Genomic DNA, 19,318 nt, shown 5'->3' with positions numbered 1-19,318 from the left:
CCCGTCCATGCGGACGGGGCCCCTCTTGCATGCGCGTGGAATCCGGTCAGTCCGGAACGATCATCGGGTGGAAGCCCGCGCGGCGCAGCGTGTCGAGCGTGAGCTCGGAATGCTCGGCACCACGGGTCTCGACGCTGAGCTCGAGGATGACGTCGCTGATCTGCAGGCCGTGTCCATGCCGGGTGTGCATCGCCTCGATGACGTTCGCCCCCGCCTCGGCGATGAGCTCCGACACGCGTGCGAGCTGACCGGGACGGTCGGGAAGCGGGATCCGGATGGTCAGGTAGCGCCCGGACGCGGCCAGACCGTGGGAGACGACGCGCTGGAGCAGGAGCGGATCGATGTTGCCTCCGGACAGCACGGCCATCGTCGTCCCGGCCGCCGACACCTTACCCGCGAGGATCGCCGCAACCCCGGCCGCGCCCGCGGGCTCGGCGACGACCTTGGACTGCTCGAGGATGATCAGGATCGCCCGGGCGAGGTCGTCGTCCGAGACCGTCACGACCTCGTCGACGAGATCCTTGATGATGTCGAAGGGCACCGCTCCCGGTCGCGCGACGAGGATGCCGTCGGCGATCGTCGGCCGCGTCTCGATGTCGACGGGCTGTCCTGCCAACAGCGACGGCGGGACGGCGGCCGCGTTCTCGGCCTGCACGCCGATGATCCGCACCTCTCGTCCGAGCTCGGCGGCCCTGGCCTTGACCGCCGCGGCCACACCGGCGATGAGACCGCCGCCGCCGATGCTGAGCACGATCGTGTCGACCTCGGGGGCGTCGTCGAGCAGCTCGAGTCCGAGCGTGCCCTGGCCGATGACGATGTCGCGGTGATCGAACGGATGGATGAGCACCGCTCCGGTGCGCTCTGAGAACTCCGCGGCGAGACGCAGGGAGGTCGCGACGGTCTCGCCCTCGAGGACGACCTCGGCGCCGTATCCGCGCGTCGCGAGCAGCTTGGGCACGGGGACTCCCAGCGGCATGAAGATCGTGGCCGGGATGCCCAGTGCCTGCGCCGCGAGCGCGACGCCCTGCGCGTGGTTGCCGGCGGATGCGGCGACGACGCCGCGCGAGCGCTCCTCTTCGCTCAGGCGCGACAGCCGGTAGGCGGCTCCGCGGATCTTGAACGACCCGGTGCGCTGAAGATTCTCCATCTTGAGCAGCACCGGGGCACCGAGGATGTCCGACAGCGCCCTCGACGGCAGGGTCGGCGTGTGCGTGATCACCTCAGCCAGACTCCGAGCGGCCTCCTCGAACTCGGTCAGGCTGGGGACTGCGTTCATCGATTCCTCCGTGTCCGCTCGCGCGGTACTGTGCTCCAGATCAGGTCGGCGTCGGGTCGATCCCCCGTACGCCAGGCGCCGCTGCTCACGGTGACCGCCGCGACGTTGACGAACGCGGCGAGCGGCACGGCGAAGAGTGCTCCGGGGATGCCGCCGACCATCGCGCCACCGGCGACGACGAGCACCACGGCGAGCGGATGCACCTTCACGGCGGAGCCCATCAGGATCGGCTGCAGGATGTGGCCTTCGAGCTGCTGGACCCCGAGCACGACGGCCAGCATCGCCAGTGCGATCAGCGGGCCGTTGTAGACGAGGGCGAGCAGCACCGCGATCGCGCCGGTGACGACGGCGCCCACGATCGGGATGAAGGATCCGAGGAAGACGAGCACCGCGACCGGGATGGCCAGCGGCACGCCGAGCAGGGCCGCACCGACCCCGATGCCGACCGCGTCGATCGCCGCGACGAGCAGCTGGGTGCGCGCGTAGTTGATGATGGTCGCGAAGCCGTTGCTGGCTGCGGCGTCTGCGGCGGGACGAGCGGCGCGCGGGAACAGGCGCAGCGTCCACCGCCAGATGCCGCGTCCGTCGGCGAGCAGGCAGATGAGGATGAACAGCGACAGCACGGCGCCCGTCGCCACATGGGCAGCGGTGGTGCCGACGGCGAGGGCCCCGTTCAGGAGCGCCTGGGTCTGCTCGTTGATGATCTGCAGGCCCTGGTCGATGTAGCTCTGGATCTGGGCCTCGCTCAGGTGCAGCGGTCCGTTGAGCAGGAACTGCCGGAACTCCTCGATGGCCTGCGAACTGCGCTCCTGCACGTCGGGCAGCTGCGCGCGCACCTGCCAGATGACCAGCCACAGCAGCAGCGAGACGATCGCGATCGTGCCGATGAGCGAGACCGCGACGGCCAGCCATCTCGGGAACCGATGCCGCAGCATCCACTGCAGAGCCGGCCACAGCAGAGCCGTGATCAGGATTCCCACCATGAGCGGGATGACGAGGAGCTTGAGCTCGATGACGAGCCAGATGATGCCGGCGACGGCCGCGGCGATCAGCAGCAGACGCCAGGCGTAGGCCGCCGTGACGCGCAGTCCGATCGGCACCGCCGCATCGGCGTCGGTGGTGACCGTACGCTGCGTGGACACCGCACGCGGACGGAAGAGATCCCTCAGCCGCGGACGCTGCTCTTCGCTCATCGTCCGATTCTACGGCGCTGCCGCTGCGGGCCACGACGCCGGCCCGGATGTCGGCACCCGGCGTTACGCTGACCACGTGACCGACTCCCTCAGCGCCGCCCAGGCCCGCCGCATCGCGTTGGGTGCGCAGGGGTTCTCCCGGGCGCGACCGACCACGGTCTCGGCCGCGCACCTGCATCGCACGATGTCCCGGCTCGGCGTGCTGCAGATCGATTCGGTCAACGTCTTCGCGCGGTCGCACTATCTTCCGATGTTCTCGCGTCTGGGGGCGTACGACCCCGCTGTGTTCGACCGGGTCTTCCATTCGCGCACGACGCACTACGTGGAGTACCTCGCGCACGAGGCCACCTTCATCCCGATCGAGGACTGGCCGCTGTGGCGATTCCGGATGGAGAGCTTCCGCGATCGCTGGGCGGGACCCGACTCCTGGACGAGCACGAATGCGCGCACCCTCGAGTGGGTGCGCGACGAGCTGCGGGCACGCGGTCCGCTGCGCCCTGCGGACCTTCGCGACGATGTGCCGAGGGAGCGCGGCGGCTGGTGGGACTGGGACGATGTCAAGCTGGCCCTCGAGCACCTCTGGCGCACCGGCGACGTCGCGATCAGCGGCCGGAAGGGGTTCGAACGGCGCTACGCGCTCGCGGAGCAGGTGATCCCCGATGCGCTCCGGAATCAGCACGTCGCGCGGGACGATGCGATCCGCGAGCTGATCCGCCGGGCCGCCCGCCACTCCGGGGTGGCGACCCAGTCCGATCTCGCGGACTACCACCGGATCCGCGATCGCGCGGCGGTCGCCCGCTCGATCGCCGACCTCGTCGACGCGGGTGAGCTGCAGCCGGTCACCGTGCGCGGATGGGAGCGCGGCGGTCGCCCGCTGCAGGCCTGGCGGCATCGCGACGCGTCGCTGCCTCGTGCGATCGACGCCGCTGCCCTGCTGACGCCGTTCGACCCCGTGGTGTGGTTCCGGGATCGGGCGCTGCGGGCGTTCGAACTCGACTACCGCATCGAGATCTACGTGCCGGCGGCGAAGCGCCGTTACGGGTACTACTCGCTGCCGGTGCTCGTGGGCGACCGCATCGTCGCCAGGGTCGATCTCAAGGCCGAGCGCGCGACGTCGACGCTGCAGGTGCAGTCCGTCTGGTGGGAGCCGCAGGCCCGACCTCTCGACGATGTCGAGCGGATCGCGGCCGAACTGCGGCATGCCGCATCGTGGCAGGGCCTCGAGCACGTGTCGGTCTCGAGGTGGGGCTCGGCGTCCGACGCGGTGCACGCCGCCCTCGCCGCCCGGCCCGGCACCTCGGTGCGACGCCATGTGCATGCCAGAGAGAGCACCGCGTGAGACGGCGCGCCGCCTGGTCGCTCGGCATCATCGCGCTGGTCCTGCTGCTGGCCGGCATCGCCGTCTGGTGGTGGCAGTCCTCGCTCGATCAGCCCGCTCCCGTGGCATCTCGCTCTCCGTCGTCGGTCGCCACCGAGACGGATATGCGGGACGTCGCGCAGCAGGAGCTCGACGACCATCTCGAGAGCTGCATCGTGGATGCCACCGCCGAGGTGCTCCCCGAGGGCTGCGGGCTGCGCATTCCGTGGGGCACCGAGTTCGCCGCGGTCGACCGGGTGCGCCTGCGGATCGACCGGCTGCCCGTTCTCGAGCTGACCGAGGAGGGATTCGTCGCCGATGACGGTGTTCTCGTGGCGACCGTGACCGGCACGGGGCAGAACGGATCGCCGAGGACCGAGACCTACCGCACCGAGTCCTGGAGCGTGCGGGGTGACATCACGCGCGAGGGCTCGAGCGTCGCACTCGACGTCTGGTGAGCGCGGTCCACCGCTCGGGTCAGAACTGCACGCGCGGAGGCTCGGAGATGGCTCCGCTGTCGGCCACCTCGAAGAACTCGCGCTCGGTGAAGCCGAGGCCCCGGGCGAAGAGGTTGTTGGGGAAGACCTTGATCTTCGTGTTCAGCTCGCGCACCCCGCCGTTGTAGAAGCGACGAGCGGCCTGGATCTTGTCTTCGGTGTCGACGAGCGCCTGCTGCACCTGCAGGAAGTTCTGGCTGGCCTGCAGCTGCGGGTAGGCCTCGGCGACCGCGAAGAGGCTGCGCAGAGCCTGCTGGAGGTGTCCTTCTGCGATCCCGGCTTCGCCCGGTCCGGCGGCCGACAGGGTCTCGGCGCGCGCCCTCGTGACGTTCTCGAAGACCGCCTTCTCATGCGACGCGTAGCCCTTGACCGTCTCGATGAGGTTGGGGATCAGATCGGCCCGGCGCTTGAGCTGCACGGTGATCCCGCTCCATGCTTCATCGACGCGGACGTTGAGCTGCACCAGCGAGTTGTACGTCGCCCACAGGTAGATCCCGATGAGCAGAATCACACCGACGACGATCAGTACCGGCACGAGCCATTCCATCAGAAGCCCACCCTTCCTCGTGTTTTTCTCATCCTATCGGCGCAGTCTGCGCGTCGACTGGGTGCGGTGTCCCGGTCAGCACCCGGACTTCCCTCACGCGCCCAGCACGCGATCGAGGTAGCGGTTGGTGAACCTGCGGTCGGGATCGAGACGGTCGCGCAGCGCGGTGAAGTCGTCGAAGCGCGGATAGCGCTCCCGCAGCCCGTCGGCCGTCAGCGTATGGAGCTTGCCCCAGTGCGGCCTGCCCCCGTGTTCGAGCATGATCTGCTCCACCGCCTCGAAGTACTCGGTGGGATCCACGCGCCAGTACCGGTGCACGGCGATGTATCCGCTCGCCCGGCCGTACGCGGTCGACAGCCAGCGGTCGTCCGCCGCCGCGAAGCGCACCTCGATCGGGAACTCGATCCGCCATCCGCGCGCGTCGATCAGAGCTCGCACGGCGCGGAAGGCCGCGACGGTGTTCTCGGCGGGCAGCGCGTACTCCATCTCGCGGAACCTCACGGTGCGACTCTGCGTGAGCACGCGGTGCGACAGGTCGGTGTAGCGACGGTCACCCGTGAGGGTCACCGCGAGACGGTTGAAGGGCGCGGTGACGGCAGGGGCGAACTGTCCGGCCGCACACACGGCGCGGTAGACGCCGTTCGACAGCAGCGTCTCGTCGATCCAGCGTCCGACCACGGGGAGCGGCTGGCGCCTCGTCGATTCGGGGAGACGCGTCTGCCTCTTCGTGAGCGCCACATCGGTGTGCGGGAACCAGTAGAACTCGAAATGATCGGATGCCGAGATCCTCTCGGACACCGTGTCGAGCACGTCGTCCAGCGGCATCGGCTCGTCGACGGCCTCCAGGACGAACGCGGGCACGCACTGCAGCGTCACCTCGACGATGATGCCGAGCGCGCCGAGCCCCAGGGCGACCGCGGGCAGCAGCTCCGTGTTCTGGTGCTCATCGATGCGCAGGAACTCACCGGCCGCCGTCACGAGGGAGACGCCGACGACCTGGGCCGCGAGGCCGCCGAAGCGCGCTCCGGTGCCGTGGGTACCGGTCGAGATCGCTCCCGAGATCGACTGCCGGTCGATGTCGCCGAGGTTCTCCATCGCCAGCCCGAACGGTGCGAGGAGGCCGGGGATGCGGTGCAGCCGGGTGCCGGCGAGCAGGGTGACGCGACGGCTTGCGGTGTCGGCAGAGACCAGCCCCTGCATGTCGTCGAGTTCGAGCAGCACCCCCGGCGCCACCGCGATGCCGGTGAAGCTGTGACCGGCTCCGACCGCCTTGATCGAGAGACCGCGCGCAGCGGCGGCGACCACCGCGCGCTGCACCCCTTCGGGCGTCCGAGGACGCTCCACGCGCAGTGGAGTGACCTGCACCGACCGACCCCAGTTCTGCCAGGTGCCGCCGATCCTCGTCACAGGAACGCCTTTCCCTCGCCGCGATACGTGGGCAGCTCGTCGACGACCTCATCGCGCGACACGAGGTGATAGCGGTCGATGCGCTCGGCGGGCTCACCGCTCTTCGCATGCCGGAACCACACCCGGTCTCCCACCCCGAGATGCTCGGCGGCGCGACCCTGCAGCGGCGTCTGCACCTCGCCGGCCGCCTCTCGAGGGAGCGTGCGCAGCCCCTGCGGCCACACGGGCAGCGGCTGCCGCGACGCGACAGCCGGACCGGACGCGATCCATCCGCCGCCCAGTACCGTCGCGATGTCTGCGGCCGGGCGCCTGACGACGTCGAAGGCGAAGGCGGATGCCGGAGCGGGACGGAACGACCGGTAGCCGTCGAAGAGATGACCGCCGAGCAGGCCGCTGCCGGCGCTCGCCTCGGTCAGCGACTCGTCGCTGCCGGAGAACTCGAGCGAGCCCGTGCCGCCGCCGTTGAGGAGCTCCAGCGCGGTGACGTCGGCCACGGCCGCGACGATCGCCGCGCGGCGCTCACGCAGCTCCGTCCGCGAGCGCGCCTGCACCAGGCGGATCAGCGGCGCATCGGGGCCCGCGTCATCGCCCTGGCCGGCGATCTGCGCGTCGTACATCTGCAGACCCACGAGACGGAATCCGGGCCGGGCTACCACGCGCCGCGCGAACGCCGCGACCTCGCCCGCCGTGAACAGTGCGGAGCGGCGCACCCCGATGTGCCCCAGCAGCGCGGACCGCCAGGACGCATCGACGTCGATCGCCACTCGGATCTCGGGCCGCGCACCGGGGGCCGCCACGCTGTCGATGACGTCGAGGTGGGCGGGGTCGTCGACCATGAGGGTGATCCGACGCGCGGCATCCTCGTCGGCGAAGAGCTGAGCGAGTCCGGCCCGGTCGACCGTCGGGTACCCGAGCATGATGTCGTCGTGATCGGCGGCGAGCCAGAGTGCCTCGGCGAGCGTGAAGGCGAGGATGCCGTGGTAGCCGGGCAGCGCGAGGACGGCGTCCAGCACCGCGCGCACGCGCACCGACTTCGAGGCGACGCGGATGGGCAGGCCGCCCGACCGCGCGAGCAGATCCATCGCGTTGTACCGCAGCGCCTCGCGGTCGATCACCGCGACCGGCGCGGGCAGGTGCCCCGTCGCGGCCGACAGCCTCGACCAGTAGCGCGCAGGATCGTCCCACTCGGGGGCGACGGGGTGGCGAGCCTCGATCGGGCTCAGTTCGGCTGTGAGGTCGAGCACTCCCCCACCATACGGCGTGAGGCACCGGGATTCACCCCTCGCGGCACCGGGTTTCGACGCCGGACGGGCCTCTGCTCCCCGATAGGCTGACCAGGGCCACGCCCCCGTAGCCCAATGGCAGAGGCAGGCGACTTAAAATCGCTTCAGTCTGGGTTCGAGTCCCAGCGGGGGCACGCCCGGCATCCGCCGCGTCAGTCCGCCATGCCGTCGACGGCGGCGGCGTCCGCCTTCGACGAGCGCGACCGCAGGGAGCGCGCCTCACGCACCCGCCGGAGCACCAGCACGAGCAGCGCCACCGCGATGGCCGTGTAGACGGCATAGTCGAGGTAGCCGAGGTAGTGCTCCAGCCGCTCGTGCTGGGTCCCGAGCGCCGCGCCCACACCGATGAGCATGGCGTTCCACGCCCCGCTGCCGATGATCGTGTACGCACTGAACCTGACCAGGCCCATGCGCGACGCCCCGGCGGGGATGGAGATGAGGGAGCGGACCCCCGGCACCATCCGCCCGACCAGGACGGTCCACCCGCCACTGCGCGCGAACCAGTTCGCGCCGCGCTCGAGGTCGGATCTGCTGACCAGGCGCGTGGCGGCGAGCAGGCGCACCGCGCGCTCCATCCCGATGGCCCGTCCCAGTGCGTACAGCAGCAGGGCGCCGACCCACGACGCGAGCGTGCTCCAGAAGATCAGCCATCCCAGCTGCAGATCGCCGCTCTGGCTGAGGTAGCCGGCGAACGGCAGGATGACCTCACTCGGTATCGGGGGGATCAGCACCTCGATGAACACGAGGATGCCGACGCCGATGTCGCCGAGGGCGGTGAGGATGTCGGCCGCGAACCCGGTCAGTCCGGTGAAGCCGTGATCGGCGGTGTTCGCGATGGCAGTGGCGGGGCTCATGACGGGCTCGTCTCTGTCTGTGGCAGTGCGCCCATGCTAGGCGAGTCCTGCGCGCCGACCCTGAGCGTTCGGTGCGCCGCTCATCGGCCGAAGAGGTCGCGGATGCCGGGGATCCCGAGGTCTCCCAGACGCTCTCCCCATCCGCTCGCGGTCTCGCCGAGGCCCGAGACCGTCTCTCCCGCGGATCCGAGCAGTCCCTCGGCCGCGCCGCCGATCCCGTCGACGTCCACACCGCCGACGAGCCCCTCGAGGTCGACGCCCTGCATGAGCGATTCGACGTCGAGGCCCTGCGCCAGGGCGTCGAAGTCGACACCGAGACCCGCGGCCTGCTCGAGCAGCGGGCCGGCGACGGAGCTCAGGACCGCTCCCCCGGCGACGGCTCCCAGAATGCCGACCGCCGCGCCGCCGACGGCCGCGCCACCGACGACCATGCCACCGACGACCCTGCCGCCGCCCCCACCCGCACCGCCTCCGCGCACTCGGGAGAGCAGCGAGCGCATACGCCCCGGCGACGTCGCCTCGGTGCGCCCTGCGGCCCTCGCGAGGTCGTGGGATGAGGCGGACGAGGGGCGCTCGCCCGAGGGGAGCTCGGCCTGCATGCGCTCCTGCACCTGCGCCCGCTGTGCCGGTGTGAGGCGATCGAAGGCCTCCCTGTGCATCTGCTCGATGCGGTGCGGATCAGCGGTCTGCAGCAGGTAGTCGTAGCGGGCGATCGCCGCACGATCGGCGTCCGAGACCGCCGAGGACCCCCGAGTGCCGCCCTGCGCCGGAGGCGCGTATCCACCCGGCGCCGGAGGCGCGTATCCACCCGGCGCCGGAGGCGTGTGGCCCTGAGCCGGAGGCGTGTGGGCCTGGGGAGCCGAAGGGGCCGACGGCCGGGCCGCAGACCACGGTGCGTCCTGACCTCCCCGGTCGGAGGAGACGTGCGACTCGATCGCTTTCGCGGCGAGACCGATCAGACGGGAGAGCTTTGCCATGGTCGTGGTTCCTTCGATGGCGAGGGGACAGCCACGGAGTCTCGACCCGATCAAGGCGAAGAGGGGATGCCATGGCCGTCCGTGGATACGGACGCCAGGTCTCCTCCGCCCCGAGGGGCCGGTGGGCCGGGGCACGACTTCATGCCCGTAATGACGACTCCACCGCAGACGGGAGTACTCCCCTTGCTGATCTCGACGCTAGCGGGATCACCTATGAATCGTGTGCGAACGCGCTGCCGACCGGGAGACGACGAACGGCCCCGGCGCGGAGAATCGCGGGGGCCGTTCGTGCAGACGGATCGACTACTTGGCAGCGGCCTTCTCGGTCGCGTCGGCGTGCTCAGCGGGGTCGGTCGTGGCCGGAGCCGGAGCCTTCTTCGCTGCGGTCTTCTTGGCCGCAGGAGCCTTCGCGGCGGCAGCCTTCGGCTCGGCGGCCTTCGGCGCGTCGGCCTTCGTCGCAGGAGCGGCGGGGGCGTCGGCCGCGGGGCGCGGACGTGCCGCGAACTCCTCGAAGACGTACCGCGGGTTCTGCACGGTCTCGAGGTTCACGAGGTCGCGGCCGAGCCACAGGTTGTTCCACCAGCCCCAGATCACGCGGAACTTGCGCTCCCACGTGGGCATCGCGAGGCCGTGGTAGCCGCGGTGCGCGACCCAGGCGACGAAGCCCTTGAGCGCGATCTTGCCGGACTGGAAGACGCCGTTGTACAGGCCGAGACCCGCGACCGCACCGAGGTTCTTGTGGAAGTACTCCTTGGGATCCTCACCGCGCAGCACGGCGACGAGGTTCTTCGCGAGCAGCTTCGCCTGACGGACGGCGTGCTGGGCGTTGGGCACGCAGAAGCCGCCGACGCCGCCACCCGAGAGGTCGGGAACGGCCGACACGTCACCGGCGGCCCAGGCTCCGGGGACGAATGCCTCGGGGGTGCCCACGCGGAGGTCGGCGCGGGTCTGGATGCGACCGCGCTCCTCGACCGGCAGGTCGCCGCCGCGCACGACGGTCGGGTTCGCCATGACACCGGCGGTCCAGACGATCACGTCGGTCGGGATGACCTCTCCGGTGGAGAGCTCGACGTTGCCGTCGACGGCACTGGTGAGCTGGGTGTCGAGGTGCACGTTGGCGCCGCGCTTCGCGAGGTCCTTGAGGACCCACTCGCTCGTCTGCAGCGAGACCTCGGGCATGATGCGCCCCATCGCCTCGATCAGGTGGAAGTGCGTGTCCTCGAAGCGCAGCTGCGGGTACCTGCTCACCAGCGACGAGGCGAGCGAGCGCAGCTCGGCGAACACCTCGATGCCGGCGAAGCCGCCGCCGACGACCACGACGGTCAGCAGACGGTCGCGCTCGGGGCCGGCCGGGAGCGAAGACGCCTTGTCGAAGTTCGACATGACGCGGTCGCGGATGGCGACAGCCTCTTCGATCGTCTTCAGCCCGATCGCGTTGTCGGCGATGCCGGGGATCGGGAAGGTGCGCGAGACGGCACCCGCCGTGACGACGATCTGGTCGTACGCGAACTCGTACGGCTCACCCAGCGGCGGGGTGATCGTGGCCACCTTGTCGGCGTGGTTGATGTTCGTCACCTTGGCGGTGAGCACGTTCGTGCGCTTCAGGTGACGACGGTGGGCGACCACCGAGTGGCGGGCTTCGATCGAGCCGGCGGCCACCTCGGGAAGGAAGGGCTGGTACGTCATGTACGGCAGCGGGTCGACCATGGTGACGTCTGCTTCGCCCTTGCGAAGGTGCTTCTCCAGCTTCCACGCCGTGTAGAAGCCTGCGTAGCCTCCACCGACGATCAGAATCTTGGGCACAGTGCTGTTCTGAGGCACAGGGGGACAACTCCTCGGGAGTCAGGAATGTGGCGTGCGAATGCGCGCCGAGCGGATACGCCGGGCAGCTGCGGTGACGCCAAGCGCTATCAGGATACCAGGGACTGTGAGGGCGATGAGCGGCAGGGTACCGTAGCGCAGCGATTCAGCGCTGGGAAGCAGCGGTGAACCGGCCTCCGTCGGCGCATCGGCATCGGGCAGCGGCGGCACCGCCACCGGCGTCGCGGTGGGAACCGGCTGCGGCGCGGTCTCGGCCCGGCGATACAGACGGATCCACTCGGCGAGGTCGCCCATCGGGTTCTCGGCGACCGACGGCAGATCGGCGTTCAGGGCCGCTTCGGCGTCGATGAGACCGTAGCCGTACAGCGGATCCGGGGTCTTCGACATCCCCTCGACCGGGATGGCGGTCCTGATGATCCTGTTGATCACGTTGGCCGCGTCGAGGTCGGGGTGCGCCGATCGGATCAGCGCCGCGATCCCCGCCACGATCGGCGCCGCGCCGCTGGTGCCCCGCCACGAGACCACCGTGCCGTCGGCCGAGACGCCGAGCAGTCCTTCGCTCGGGGCGGCGATGCCGATCGTGATGCCCTGGGTCGATGCCTCGAGGCTGGCTGTCCCGGTCTGATCGACACCGCCGACCGTGAGCACGCCGGGGATCGTGGCCGGGGCGCCGATGATGTCGGTGCCGCTCCCCCGGTTGCCGGCCGCGACGACCACCACGACATCGTGCTCGAACGCGTACAGGAACGCGTCGTCCCAGCTCTTGTCCCAGTCGAGGGTGTTGGTGGTGAAGGAGAGGTTGATGATGTCGGCGCCGTTGTCGACCGCCCAGCGCATCGCCTTGGCGACCTGCTCGGTGAAGGGCACCGCCGCGGCGGCACCGAAGCCGACCGAGATCGACAGCAGATCGGCCTCGGGCGCCACGCCGATCATCCCCTTGCCGTCGGCGGCACCGCGCCCCGCCGCCAGCGAGGCCACCCACGAACCGTGGTTGCCGTCGATCGCGCCCACGGGGGTGCGGCCGTCGGGCGAGCCGGTGCCCGACACATCCGTGCCGTCGGTGACCGCGCCGTCGAACACCCCCGGGACCTTGCCGATGCCCGTGTCGATGACCGCGATCGTCACACCGTCGCCGCGAGTCGTCTGCCACGCGTCGCGGATGCGGGCGCCGTCGAGCCAGTACTCGGACGCGCGCACCGGATCGGCGGGGTCGTCGGGCACCGGAGGCGGGGTGGCCGACGCGCCGAGGAGCAGGACGGATGCCATGATCGTCGCGAGCACGACGCCGCTGCGCAGCATCCGGCGCGCCGTCATGCGGATGAGGCCTCGGCGTCGCGCAGGGCGGCGCCGGGCTCGTCGCACCGGCACCGATCGGGTGACCAGCTGGAGCGCTCGAGCGCCGCGTCACCGATCGGGTTCACGCCCGGGCCCGCCGCGAGGGCGTGTCCGGCCAGGGCATGCAGGCATTTGACACGCGTCGGCATGCCACCGGCCGAGATGCCGGAGATCTCGTCGACCTCGCCGAACCCGCTCCGGTCGCGCAGGTACGACCGGTGCGCCTTCAGATAGGCGGCCGCGACCTGCTCGTCATCCGCGAGCAGGGCGGCGAGCTCGGGCATGACCTGTGTGGCCTCGAGCGTCGACATCGCCGCCGTCGCCGCGGGATGCGTCAGGTAGTAGAACGTGGGGAAGGGCGAGCCGTCCGGCAGCCGCGGCGTCGTCGCGACGACCGTCGGGTTGCCGCACACGCAGCGTGCGGCGATGCCCACCACGCCGCGGGCGGTCCTGCCGAGCTGGGCCGAGACCACGGCGAGCTCGGCGGCGGTGGGCGTGGGGAAAGGCGGCGTGGTCACCCGACCAGCGTACGGGAGACGCCAGGGAGCTCGCTCGGAGCCGTGCCGGTCGTGTCACCTGCCCGACGGCCGGTGGCCGAGGTCAGCGCGTGACCGCTGCCGTGTCGCTGAGACCGGCGGAGGTGAGCGTGCGCAGCAGCTGGGGCATCCAGTCCGACGGGGTCTCTTCGAGGGTGTCGCTGACAGGACCCTGCTCCTGCGGCAGCGCGGCGGGGTCGAGATCGTCGTCGATCAGATAGACGACCTCACCCGGCTTGACGTAGTAGAGGCGCTCGCGCGCCTGGGTCGTGATGTACGCCGGGTCGTTCCAGCGGTCGCGCTCCTTCTGCAGCGCCGTGATCTGGTCTTCCGAGACCTGGATGGACTGCTCGAGCGCGGCGATCTTCTGACGCTGATCGATGAACGTCCCCAGGGTCGGCACCAGCACCCAGGCACCCAGCACGACGAGCGAGAGCATGATCACCGAGAACGCCGAGAGGCGGATGCCGGAGGCCCACTCCCGCACGTCGACGCTGCGCGCCGTCGCGCCGCGTGCGGCCGACCCGCGCGGCGACGCGGACCGGGGTGCGCGCGCCGCGGAGCCCTTCGCCGCCCCGGCTCGGGACGACCCCGGAGACGCCGAAGGAGGAGCCGGTCGTCGTGCCACGGCTCCTCCTCCGTCGATGCCGCTCAGGCGGCGTGCCTCTGTCTGTGCTGCGTTCAGCCCTGGTAGCGGGGGAACGCCGAACGGCCGGCGAAGACCGCCGCGTCGCCCAGCTCCTCTTCGATGCGCAGAAGCTGATTGTACTTCGCGACGCGCTCGCTGCGAGCAGGCGCACCCGCCTTGATCTGACCCGCGTTCGTGGCGACGACGAGGTCGGCGATCGTGGTGTCCTCGGTCTCGCCCGAGCGGTGCGAGAGCATCGCCGTGTAGCCGGAGCGCTGCGCGAGACTGACCGCGTCGAACGTCTCGGTGAGCGTTCCGATCTGGTTCACCTTGACGAGCAGCGAGTTGGCCACGCCGCGCTTGATGCCGTCGGCGAGACGCGTCGGGTTGGTGACGAACAGGTCGTCGCCGACGAGCTGGACCTGCGAGCCGAGAGCATCGGTGAGCAGCTTCCAGTTGTCCCAGTCGTCTTCTGCCAGAGCATCCTCGATCGTCACGATCGGGAAGTCCGCGACGAGACCGCGGTAGTACTCGATCAGCTCGGGGCCGCTCCAGTCCTTGTTGTCGAGACGGTAGACGCCGTCGGAGAAGAACTCGGTCGCGGCGACGTCGAGGCCCAGTGCGATGTCGGTGCCCGGCGTGAAGCCGGCCTTCTCGATCGCCTTGACGAGGAAGTCGAGACCCTCGCGGTTGCTGGGCAGGTCGGGGGCGAAGCCGCCCTCGTCGCCGAGTCCGGTCGCGTAGCCGGCGGCCTTCAGCTCGCCGCGCAGCACGTGGTAGGTTTCGACGCCCCAGCGGAGCGCCTCGGAGTAGGTCTCGGCGCCGATCGGCGCGAGGAAGAACTCCTGCATGTCGATGCCGTTGTCGGCGTGCTCGCCGCCGTTGATGACGTTGAACAGCGGCACGGGCAGGACGTGCGCGTTGGGGCCGCCGAGGTAGCGGAACAGCGGCAGGTCGGCCGAGTCGGCCGCGGCCTTGGCGACGGCAAGGCTGACGCCGAGGATCGCGTTCGCGCCGGTGCGCTGCTTGTTCTCGGTGCCGTCGGTGTCGATCAGGATCTCGTCGACGATGCGCTGCTCGCTCGCTTCGACACCCTCGAGGGCCGGGCCGAGCTCGTCGATGATGGCATCGACGGCCTTGAGGACGCCCTTCCCGCCGTACCGGCTCTTGTCGCCGTCACGCAGTTCGTACGCCTCGAATGCGCCGGTGGATGCGCCGGACGGGACGGCCGCGCGCTGGACGACACCGTCATCCAGAAGCACCTCCACCTCGACGGTCGGGTTCCCGCGCGAGTCGAGAATCTCGCGTGCGCCTACAGCCTCGATCAGTGCCACTGATGTGCTCCTTGCTCAGAGAAAACGTTGTGTGGAGCGTCGTCGATCCTCGGCCAGTCTAGCCCGCCGCCGCGTCGGCGCCGGGGTCCGAGTCGGAGGGCGACACCACGACCGCGACTGCGAAGCCGTCCCATCCCTTGACCCCGACGGTCTGCAGGGCTGTGGCGTCGAAGCGGGGGTCCTCCCCCAGCATCCGCAGCGCGTCCCTGGTGCCGATCACCTTCGGATCGGTCGTGTCGTCACGGATGATCTCGCCCTCGCGCCCGATGTTGTCGAGGATCACGACGGTGCCGGGATGCCCGAGGCGCGCCGCCCAGTCGAGGTAGATCGTGTTCGACTCCTTGTCGGCGTCGATGAAGACCAGATCGAATGCGCCGACGAGAGTCGGGAGCACATCCGCGCCGCGCCCGATCCGGATGTCGACCCGGTCGCCGACGCCGGCCGCGTCGAGACTCCCCCGCGCGACGGCGGCATTGGCTGCCTCGGCTTCGATCGTCACGACACGGCCCTCGGCGCCGACCGCGCGCGCGAGCCAGATCGTCGAATATCCGCCGAGGGTGCCGATCTCGAGCACCCGCCGCGCTCCGCTGATCCGCGCGATCAGGTGGAGCAGCTTGCCCGAGACGGGTGCCACCTCGATCTCGGGCAGTCCGGCCGCGCGCTGCGCCGCCAGCGCCGCCTCGAGATGCGGATCATCCCCGACGAGCAGATCGGCGAGATAGGAGTCGGTCTTCGACCAGGCATCGGCGGTGGCGTCCATCCCCTCAGCAAACCCTCGCGGCACGCGAGGCGTCAAGGGGTGGACGGCCGCTGCGGATCCCCCGTCGCGCCCGTCTCCCGTGACGCGCGCGGGGCGGAGAGCAGGCGTCCCGGTGCGTCCGCCAGCTCCGGCTGCCGGCGGAACTGCCCGGTGAGGGCGAGGATCCCGATGACGACGGCGGCCACGATCCACGCCGCGACGCCCAGCGGCCCCGCGAGGGCGAGATCGGGCTGCGATGCGGCGACGAGCAGCACGAGCCCGGCCGCCGCGTTGAGCGATCCGTGCGCCAGGACGGCGGGCCAGATCGATGCGGAGCGCAGGCGCAGCCATCCGAAGAGGACTCCCCAGGCGACGCAGCCGCCGACCATGAAGAGGACGCCCGTGACATCGGTGCGGCCGAAGTTGTAGCCGAGCAGGATGATCGGGCTGTGCCACAGTCCCCAGATCGCCCCGCTGAGGAGCAGGGTGGGCCAGGTGCCGAGCGGGCGCAGCGCCGGCACGAGCCACCCCCGCCAGCCCAGCTCCTCGCCGAATGCCAGCACGCCGTTGAGCAGCGCGGCGAACGGGATCAGCGCGATCTGCGAGACCACGAGCAGCCCGACGGGAGGCATCGGCGTGCCCTCGGGAAGGGCTCCCGCGACGGTGGCCGAGAACGCGGCGAACGTCAGGTCGAGACGGACGAATCCGAGCGCGGCGGCGACGAGGACGCCGAGCGCGACGAGCACCGGAGGCGCGAGCCAGCCCAGCACCGTCAGCCAGATCACGCGCCTCGCCGGACGCAGCGGCCACAACCCGAGGAATCGCAGTCTCTCGCCGCGCGCGGGGACGCGCATGAGCAGGGTCACCACGAGCGCGGCGATCGCGGGGGTGAACATCATCACGGGCAGGATCACGCCGGCGAGCGGCTCGGCGAGACCGTCGCCCGACCACAGCGGCAGGGCGACGAGCCAGGCGAGGCCGCAGGCGAGGGCGATGAACACGGCGATGGCGGTGACACGGAGGCGGGTCATGAGCGGTCTCCTCTGATCAGGACGGACACGGACGAGCTATCGGGGGTCGGCGGCGAGGGCCAGGACGGATGCCGCCGTGGCCGCGTCGTCGACCGTGACGACGAACACGCGGCCGTTCGTGCGGGCGACCTCGAGAGCGTCGCCCGCACGGAGCACCACTCCGCGGCGCCCGTCCACGCCGAAGCGATATCCCCATCCTCCGAACTCGGCGAAGGGGTCGACCCGCACGGCGCGCACGCTCGCGATCTCGGCGGCCGGGATCTCGATGCGCGGCCAGCCCATGACGGATCGCACGCGGAGCCCCGCGGCGCTCGCGCGGACGCGGAAGGTGAGGCTGGTCGACACGAGAACCGTGACGATCAGCGCGACCGCGGCGACGATCCACCCCGCGGCGATGTCCTGAGCGAACAGGAGCACGCTCATCGCGATCATGAGGAAGACGGCGATGCCGAGGACGACCTGGCCGACTCTCGCCACCGTCACCGTCTTCATCCACACCGCGCGCTCGTGATCGGCCAGCAGCAGCGGGGTCGCCGCATCGCCCACCGACTCGGGCGAGCGCGGCACCGCCGGCTGCAGGAACCAGCCGGCGACGGCGAGCGCGATCATGACCAGGAGGAAGACCGGGACCCACGGGGTGATGTCGGCGGCATCCGCGGCGTCGGCGAGGCCACGCTGCACAGCGGTGGTGGCGATGGCGAGCACCGCCATCAGGCCCGCCGTGCCGAGGCTCACGGCACCGAGCAGCCGCGCGGTCGCGGACCACTGCGGCCGCGGGCTCGGTGCCGCGGCATCCCGCTGCGGGGGACGGTGGGAGAATAGCGCGATGAGCGCGAACAGCAGCACCGTCCCGCCGCCGAGACCGACCAGCAGGGCGAGAGGAGTCCAGCTCGGTCCATAGCCGTCGACGCCGTCGAGCCCCCAGTGGGTCGCCGCCGGATCGGGGACCTCGGGCATCCAGGAGAGCACGACGATGCTCGCGAGCGCGATCAGGGCGAGCGGGACGATCACCCCCACCCACCAGAAGGCGGTGCGGGCTCGGAGGATTTCAGGGGTCATGCGTCGGTCTCCTTGATGAGGGCGGCCAGAGTCGAGGCGGACAGCCCGAGGGATGCCGCGCGGGTGACGAGAGCGGAGATGTCGTGCGAGAGCTCGGCGAGAGGGGTCGCGGATGCTGAGACGACGGCACCCCTGCCACGGCGCAGGTCGATCAGACCCTCGTCGCGCAGCTGCTGGTAGGCGCGCAGCACGGTGTGCAGGTTGATCTCGAGCGCCTCCGCGACCTCCCGAGCGGCGGGCAGCCGATCGCCGGGGACGAGTCGACCGGTGAGGATGTCGGTGCGCACCGATGCGGCGACCTGCTCGAAGAGAGGCCGCGCACTGTCGGCATCGATTCGAATCAGCATCCCGGCTCCGATCTTCTACTAGTTCTACTACAACTATAACAATAGTCGCCGGGTCGAGCCGCGTTCGATCAGCGCGGGAGCCAGAAGCACCGTCTCATGCGAGGCCTCCGTGCCCGAGACCAGGGCGAGCACCCGCTCCAGTGCCACCCGCCCGCTCTCCTCGAACGGCTGGCGCACCGTGGTCAGGTCGAGCCCCGCGGCGAGCTCGCCGTCGTCGTACCCGACCACCGCGAGAGGCGCGGCCGGCGGCGAGGAGCGGAGCTCGGCGAGCACCGCCGCCGCATACTGATCGTGGTTCGCGACGATCGCGGTCGCCCCCGTGCGGGCAGCCTGACGTGGGACGTCGGCGCCGACCGCACCCGGCCGGTCGAGCGCGATCGACACGACCTCGACATGGTCGGCGAGTCCCTCGACGCGCAGCATCCCCGCCGACACGTACGACGGCGAGCGCTGCGGCTCGTGGACGAAAAGAACCCGTCGGTGACCGAGACCGGCGAGATGCCGGCCGATCTGAGCGCCGCCGTCGCGGTCGTCGACGAGGATCACCGGCCCCCCGGCATCCGCACGCGAGGGCACGACATCGACGTACACGACCGGGATGCGGGCGGCGCGACTCGCGCGGCGTGCGGCCCCGCCCAGCGGCACCCCCATCACCACGAGTCCCGCGACGTCGGCGCGGGTGGGCAGCACATCCAGCAGCGGCTCCTCGGCGGCGGCCGCGGAATCCAGGTCGTAGGGGATGATGTCGACGGCGGCGTCCCTGGCGCGGCGCAGCATGCCGGAGAGCCTGCGCAGGTACGAGGGGTACGTCGTGAAGGGCGCGGCCACCGCGATCCGCGCCGCCCCCACCCGCCGCCCCGCGGTCATGCGATAGCCGAGCTCCGTGGCCGCGGCGACGATGCGCTCGCGTGTCTCCTGCCGCACCCGGTGCGGTGCGCTGACCGCGAGCGAGACGGTCGAGATGCTCACTCCCGCGCGCTCCGCGACGTCGTAGATGGTCACTCGGCCCGGTCGCGCTCGCATGTTCGATTCCCCGCTTCATCGAAGTTCTTCGATTGCTCAGACTAGTGCGCAGCCGCCGAAGCGGCCGTCGAAGG

Annotated in this window: 19 protein-coding genes and 1 tRNA gene; 3 read left to right on the top strand and 17 right to left on the bottom strand. The window is 70.8% G+C overall.

Features of this window, described 5'->3' with window-relative positions; all coding sequences use genetic code 11:
- Positions 1 to 46 precede the first annotated feature (46 nt).
- Together ilvA and DXT68_RS05365 are read right to left on the bottom strand one after the other, a co-directional pair.
- Positions 47 to 1,276: a threonine ammonia-lyase gene (ilvA, locus tag DXT68_RS05370; RefSeq protein ID WP_045255582.1), complete on the bottom strand. Its 1,230-nt coding sequence runs from the start codon at positions 1,274 to 1,276 to the stop codon at positions 47 to 49.
- The gene (locus DXT68_RS05365) at positions 1,273 to 2,469 is read right to left on the bottom strand and encodes an AI-2E family transporter (protein ID WP_082069065.1); all 1,197 of its coding nucleotides are present in this window, start codon (positions 2,467 to 2,469) and stop codon (positions 1,273 to 1,275) included. The genes ilvA and DXT68_RS05365 overlap by 4 nt, the downstream gene beginning before the upstream one ends.
- Before the next feature lie 76 nt (positions 2,470 to 2,545).
- Between DXT68_RS05365 and DXT68_RS05360 the strand changes: the two genes are divergently transcribed.
- On the top strand, positions 2,546 to 3,808 hold the full coding sequence (locus tag DXT68_RS05360) for a winged helix-turn-helix domain-containing protein (protein ID WP_045255583.1): 1,263 nt from the start codon (positions 2,546 to 2,548) through the stop codon (positions 3,806 to 3,808).
- A complete protein-coding gene (locus DXT68_RS05355) occupies positions 3,805 to 4,284 on the top strand; it encodes a hypothetical protein (RefSeq protein WP_045255584.1) in 480 nt (159 codons plus the stop codon). Before DXT68_RS05360 ends, DXT68_RS05355 begins: the two co-directional genes overlap by 4 nt.
- A gap of 19 nt (positions 4,285 to 4,303) precedes the next feature.
- Here the strand turns inward: DXT68_RS05355 and DXT68_RS05350 are convergent, their stop codons facing one another.
- The 3 genes from DXT68_RS05350 to DXT68_RS05340 form a co-directional block, all read right to left on the bottom strand.
- Positions 4,304 to 4,870, bottom strand: a complete 567-nt coding sequence (locus tag DXT68_RS05350) for a LemA family protein (protein WP_045255585.1) — start codon at positions 4,868 to 4,870, stop codon at positions 4,304 to 4,306.
- 93 nt (positions 4,871 to 4,963) lie between these two features.
- The gene (locus DXT68_RS05345) at positions 4,964 to 6,277 is read right to left on the bottom strand and encodes a D-arabinono-1,4-lactone oxidase (RefSeq protein WP_045255586.1); all 1,314 of its coding nucleotides are present in this window, start codon (positions 6,275 to 6,277) and stop codon (positions 4,964 to 4,966) included.
- Positions 6,274 to 7,521: an alanine racemase gene (locus tag DXT68_RS05340; RefSeq protein ID WP_045255587.1), complete on the bottom strand. Its 1,248-nt coding sequence runs from the start codon at positions 7,519 to 7,521 to the stop codon at positions 6,274 to 6,276. The genes DXT68_RS05345 and DXT68_RS05340 overlap by 4 nt, the downstream gene beginning before the upstream one ends.
- A gap of 100 nt (positions 7,522 to 7,621) precedes the next feature.
- On the opposite strand from DXT68_RS05340, the gene DXT68_RS05335 reads away from it, so the two are divergent.
- Positions 7,622 to 7,694, top strand: a tRNA-Leu gene (locus DXT68_RS05335).
- 18 nt (positions 7,695 to 7,712) lie between these two features.
- Here DXT68_RS05335 and DXT68_RS05330 read toward each other — a convergent pair.
- The 12 genes from DXT68_RS05330 to DXT68_RS05275 all read right to left on the bottom strand — a co-directional run bounded on the left by DXT68_RS05330 (position 7,713) and on the right by DXT68_RS05275 (position 19,244).
- Complete coding sequence (locus DXT68_RS05330) at positions 7,713 to 8,414, bottom strand: DedA family protein (protein ID WP_045255588.1); 702 nt, start codon at positions 8,412 to 8,414, stop codon at positions 7,713 to 7,715.
- 80 nt (positions 8,415 to 8,494) lie between these two features.
- Complete coding sequence (locus DXT68_RS05325) at positions 8,495 to 9,391, bottom strand: hypothetical protein (protein ID WP_045255589.1); 897 nt, start codon at positions 9,389 to 9,391, stop codon at positions 8,495 to 8,497.
- Positions 9,392 to 9,694: 303 nt separating this feature from the next.
- On the bottom strand, positions 9,695 to 11,194 hold the full coding sequence (locus DXT68_RS05320; protein ID WP_045255590.1) for an NAD(P)/FAD-dependent oxidoreductase: 1,500 nt from the start codon (positions 11,192 to 11,194) through the stop codon (positions 9,695 to 9,697).
- Between the two features lie 39 nt (positions 11,195 to 11,233).
- On the bottom strand, positions 11,234 to 12,526 hold the full coding sequence (locus DXT68_RS05315) for a S8 family serine peptidase (RefSeq protein ID WP_045255591.1): 1,293 nt from the start codon (positions 12,524 to 12,526) through the stop codon (positions 11,234 to 11,236).
- Positions 12,523 to 13,065, bottom strand: a complete 543-nt coding sequence (locus DXT68_RS05310) for a DUF501 domain-containing protein (protein ID WP_045255592.1) — start codon at positions 13,063 to 13,065, stop codon at positions 12,523 to 12,525. Before DXT68_RS05310 ends, DXT68_RS05315 begins: the two co-directional genes overlap by 4 nt.
- A gap of 82 nt (positions 13,066 to 13,147) precedes the next feature.
- Positions 13,148 to 13,711 (bottom strand): FtsB family cell division protein, encoded by a 564-nt coding sequence (locus DXT68_RS05305; protein ID WP_082069066.1) that lies wholly within the window; start codon positions 13,709 to 13,711, stop codon positions 13,148 to 13,150.
- A gap of 53 nt (positions 13,712 to 13,764) precedes the next feature.
- Entirely contained in the window at positions 13,765 to 15,045 is a 1,281-nt protein-coding gene (gene eno, locus DXT68_RS05300; RefSeq protein WP_045255593.1) for a phosphopyruvate hydratase, read from the bottom strand.
- Positions 15,046 to 15,103: 58 nt separating this feature from the next.
- Complete coding sequence (locus DXT68_RS05295; RefSeq protein ID WP_045255594.1) at positions 15,104 to 15,805, bottom strand: O-methyltransferase; 702 nt, start codon at positions 15,803 to 15,805, stop codon at positions 15,104 to 15,106.
- Between the two features lie 32 nt (positions 15,806 to 15,837).
- Positions 15,838 to 16,815, bottom strand: a complete 978-nt coding sequence (locus DXT68_RS05290) for a CPBP family intramembrane glutamic endopeptidase (protein WP_045255595.1) — start codon at positions 16,813 to 16,815, stop codon at positions 15,838 to 15,840.
- Positions 16,816 to 16,851: 36 nt separating this feature from the next.
- Entirely contained in the window at positions 16,852 to 17,874 is a 1,023-nt protein-coding gene (locus DXT68_RS05285) for a hypothetical protein (protein ID WP_052677857.1), read from the bottom strand.
- Positions 17,871 to 18,221: a GntR family transcriptional regulator gene (locus DXT68_RS05280; protein WP_045255596.1), complete on the bottom strand. Its 351-nt coding sequence runs from the start codon at positions 18,219 to 18,221 to the stop codon at positions 17,871 to 17,873. Before DXT68_RS05280 ends, DXT68_RS05285 begins: the two co-directional genes overlap by 4 nt.
- A gap of 33 nt (positions 18,222 to 18,254) precedes the next feature.
- A complete protein-coding gene (locus DXT68_RS05275; RefSeq protein WP_045255597.1) occupies positions 18,255 to 19,244 on the bottom strand; it encodes a LacI family DNA-binding transcriptional regulator in 990 nt (329 codons plus the stop codon).
- Positions 19,245 to 19,318 lie beyond the last annotated feature (74 nt).

Source organism: Microbacterium foliorum (assembly GCF_003367705.1).
Classification (GTDB): domain Bacteria; phylum Actinomycetota; class Actinomycetes; order Actinomycetales; family Microbacteriaceae; genus Microbacterium; species Microbacterium foliorum.
Note: the sequence above shows the minus strand (reverse complement) of the source record. Positions and strands in the feature narration are given on the sequence as shown.

What these genes read in the sequence shown, in the direction of transcription:
- ilvA (WP_045255582.1), bottom strand. Translation starts at nt 1,276, where the DNA reads ATGAACGCAGTCCCCAGCCTGACCGAGTTCGAGGAGGCCGCTCGGAGT.
- DXT68_RS05365 (WP_082069065.1), bottom strand. Translation starts at nt 2,469, where the DNA reads ATGAGCGAAGAGCAGCGTCCGCGGCTGAGGGATCTCTTCCGTCCGCGT.
- DXT68_RS05350 (WP_045255585.1), bottom strand. Translation starts at nt 4,870, where the DNA reads ATGGAATGGCTCGTGCCGGTACTGATCGTCGTCGGTGTGATTCTGCTC.
- DXT68_RS05330 (WP_045255588.1), bottom strand. Translation starts at nt 8,414, where the DNA reads ATGAGCCCCGCCACTGCCATCGCGAACACCGCCGATCACGGCTTCACC.
- DXT68_RS05325 (WP_045255589.1), bottom strand. Translation starts at nt 9,391, where the DNA reads ATGGCAAAGCTCTCCCGTCTGATCGGTCTCGCCGCGAAAGCGATCGAG.
- DXT68_RS05315 (WP_045255591.1), bottom strand. Translation starts at nt 12,526, where the DNA reads ATGACGGCGCGCCGGATGCTGCGCAGCGGCGTCGTGCTCGCGACGATC.
- DXT68_RS05295 (WP_045255594.1), bottom strand. Translation starts at nt 15,805, where the DNA reads ATGGACGCCACCGCCGATGCCTGGTCGAAGACCGACTCCTATCTCGCC.
- DXT68_RS05290 (WP_045255595.1), bottom strand. Translation starts at nt 16,815, where the DNA reads ATGACCCGCCTCCGTGTCACCGCCATCGCCGTGTTCATCGCCCTCGCC.
- DXT68_RS05285 (WP_052677857.1), bottom strand. Translation starts at nt 17,874, where the DNA reads ATGACCCCTGAAATCCTCCGAGCCCGCACCGCCTTCTGGTGGGTGGGG.
- DXT68_RS05280 (WP_045255596.1), bottom strand. Translation starts at nt 18,221, where the DNA reads ATGCTGATTCGAATCGATGCCGACAGTGCGCGGCCTCTCTTCGAGCAG.
- DXT68_RS05275 (WP_045255597.1), bottom strand. Translation starts at nt 19,244, where the DNA reads ATGCGAGCGCGACCGGGCCGAGTGACCATCTACGACGTCGCGGAGCGC.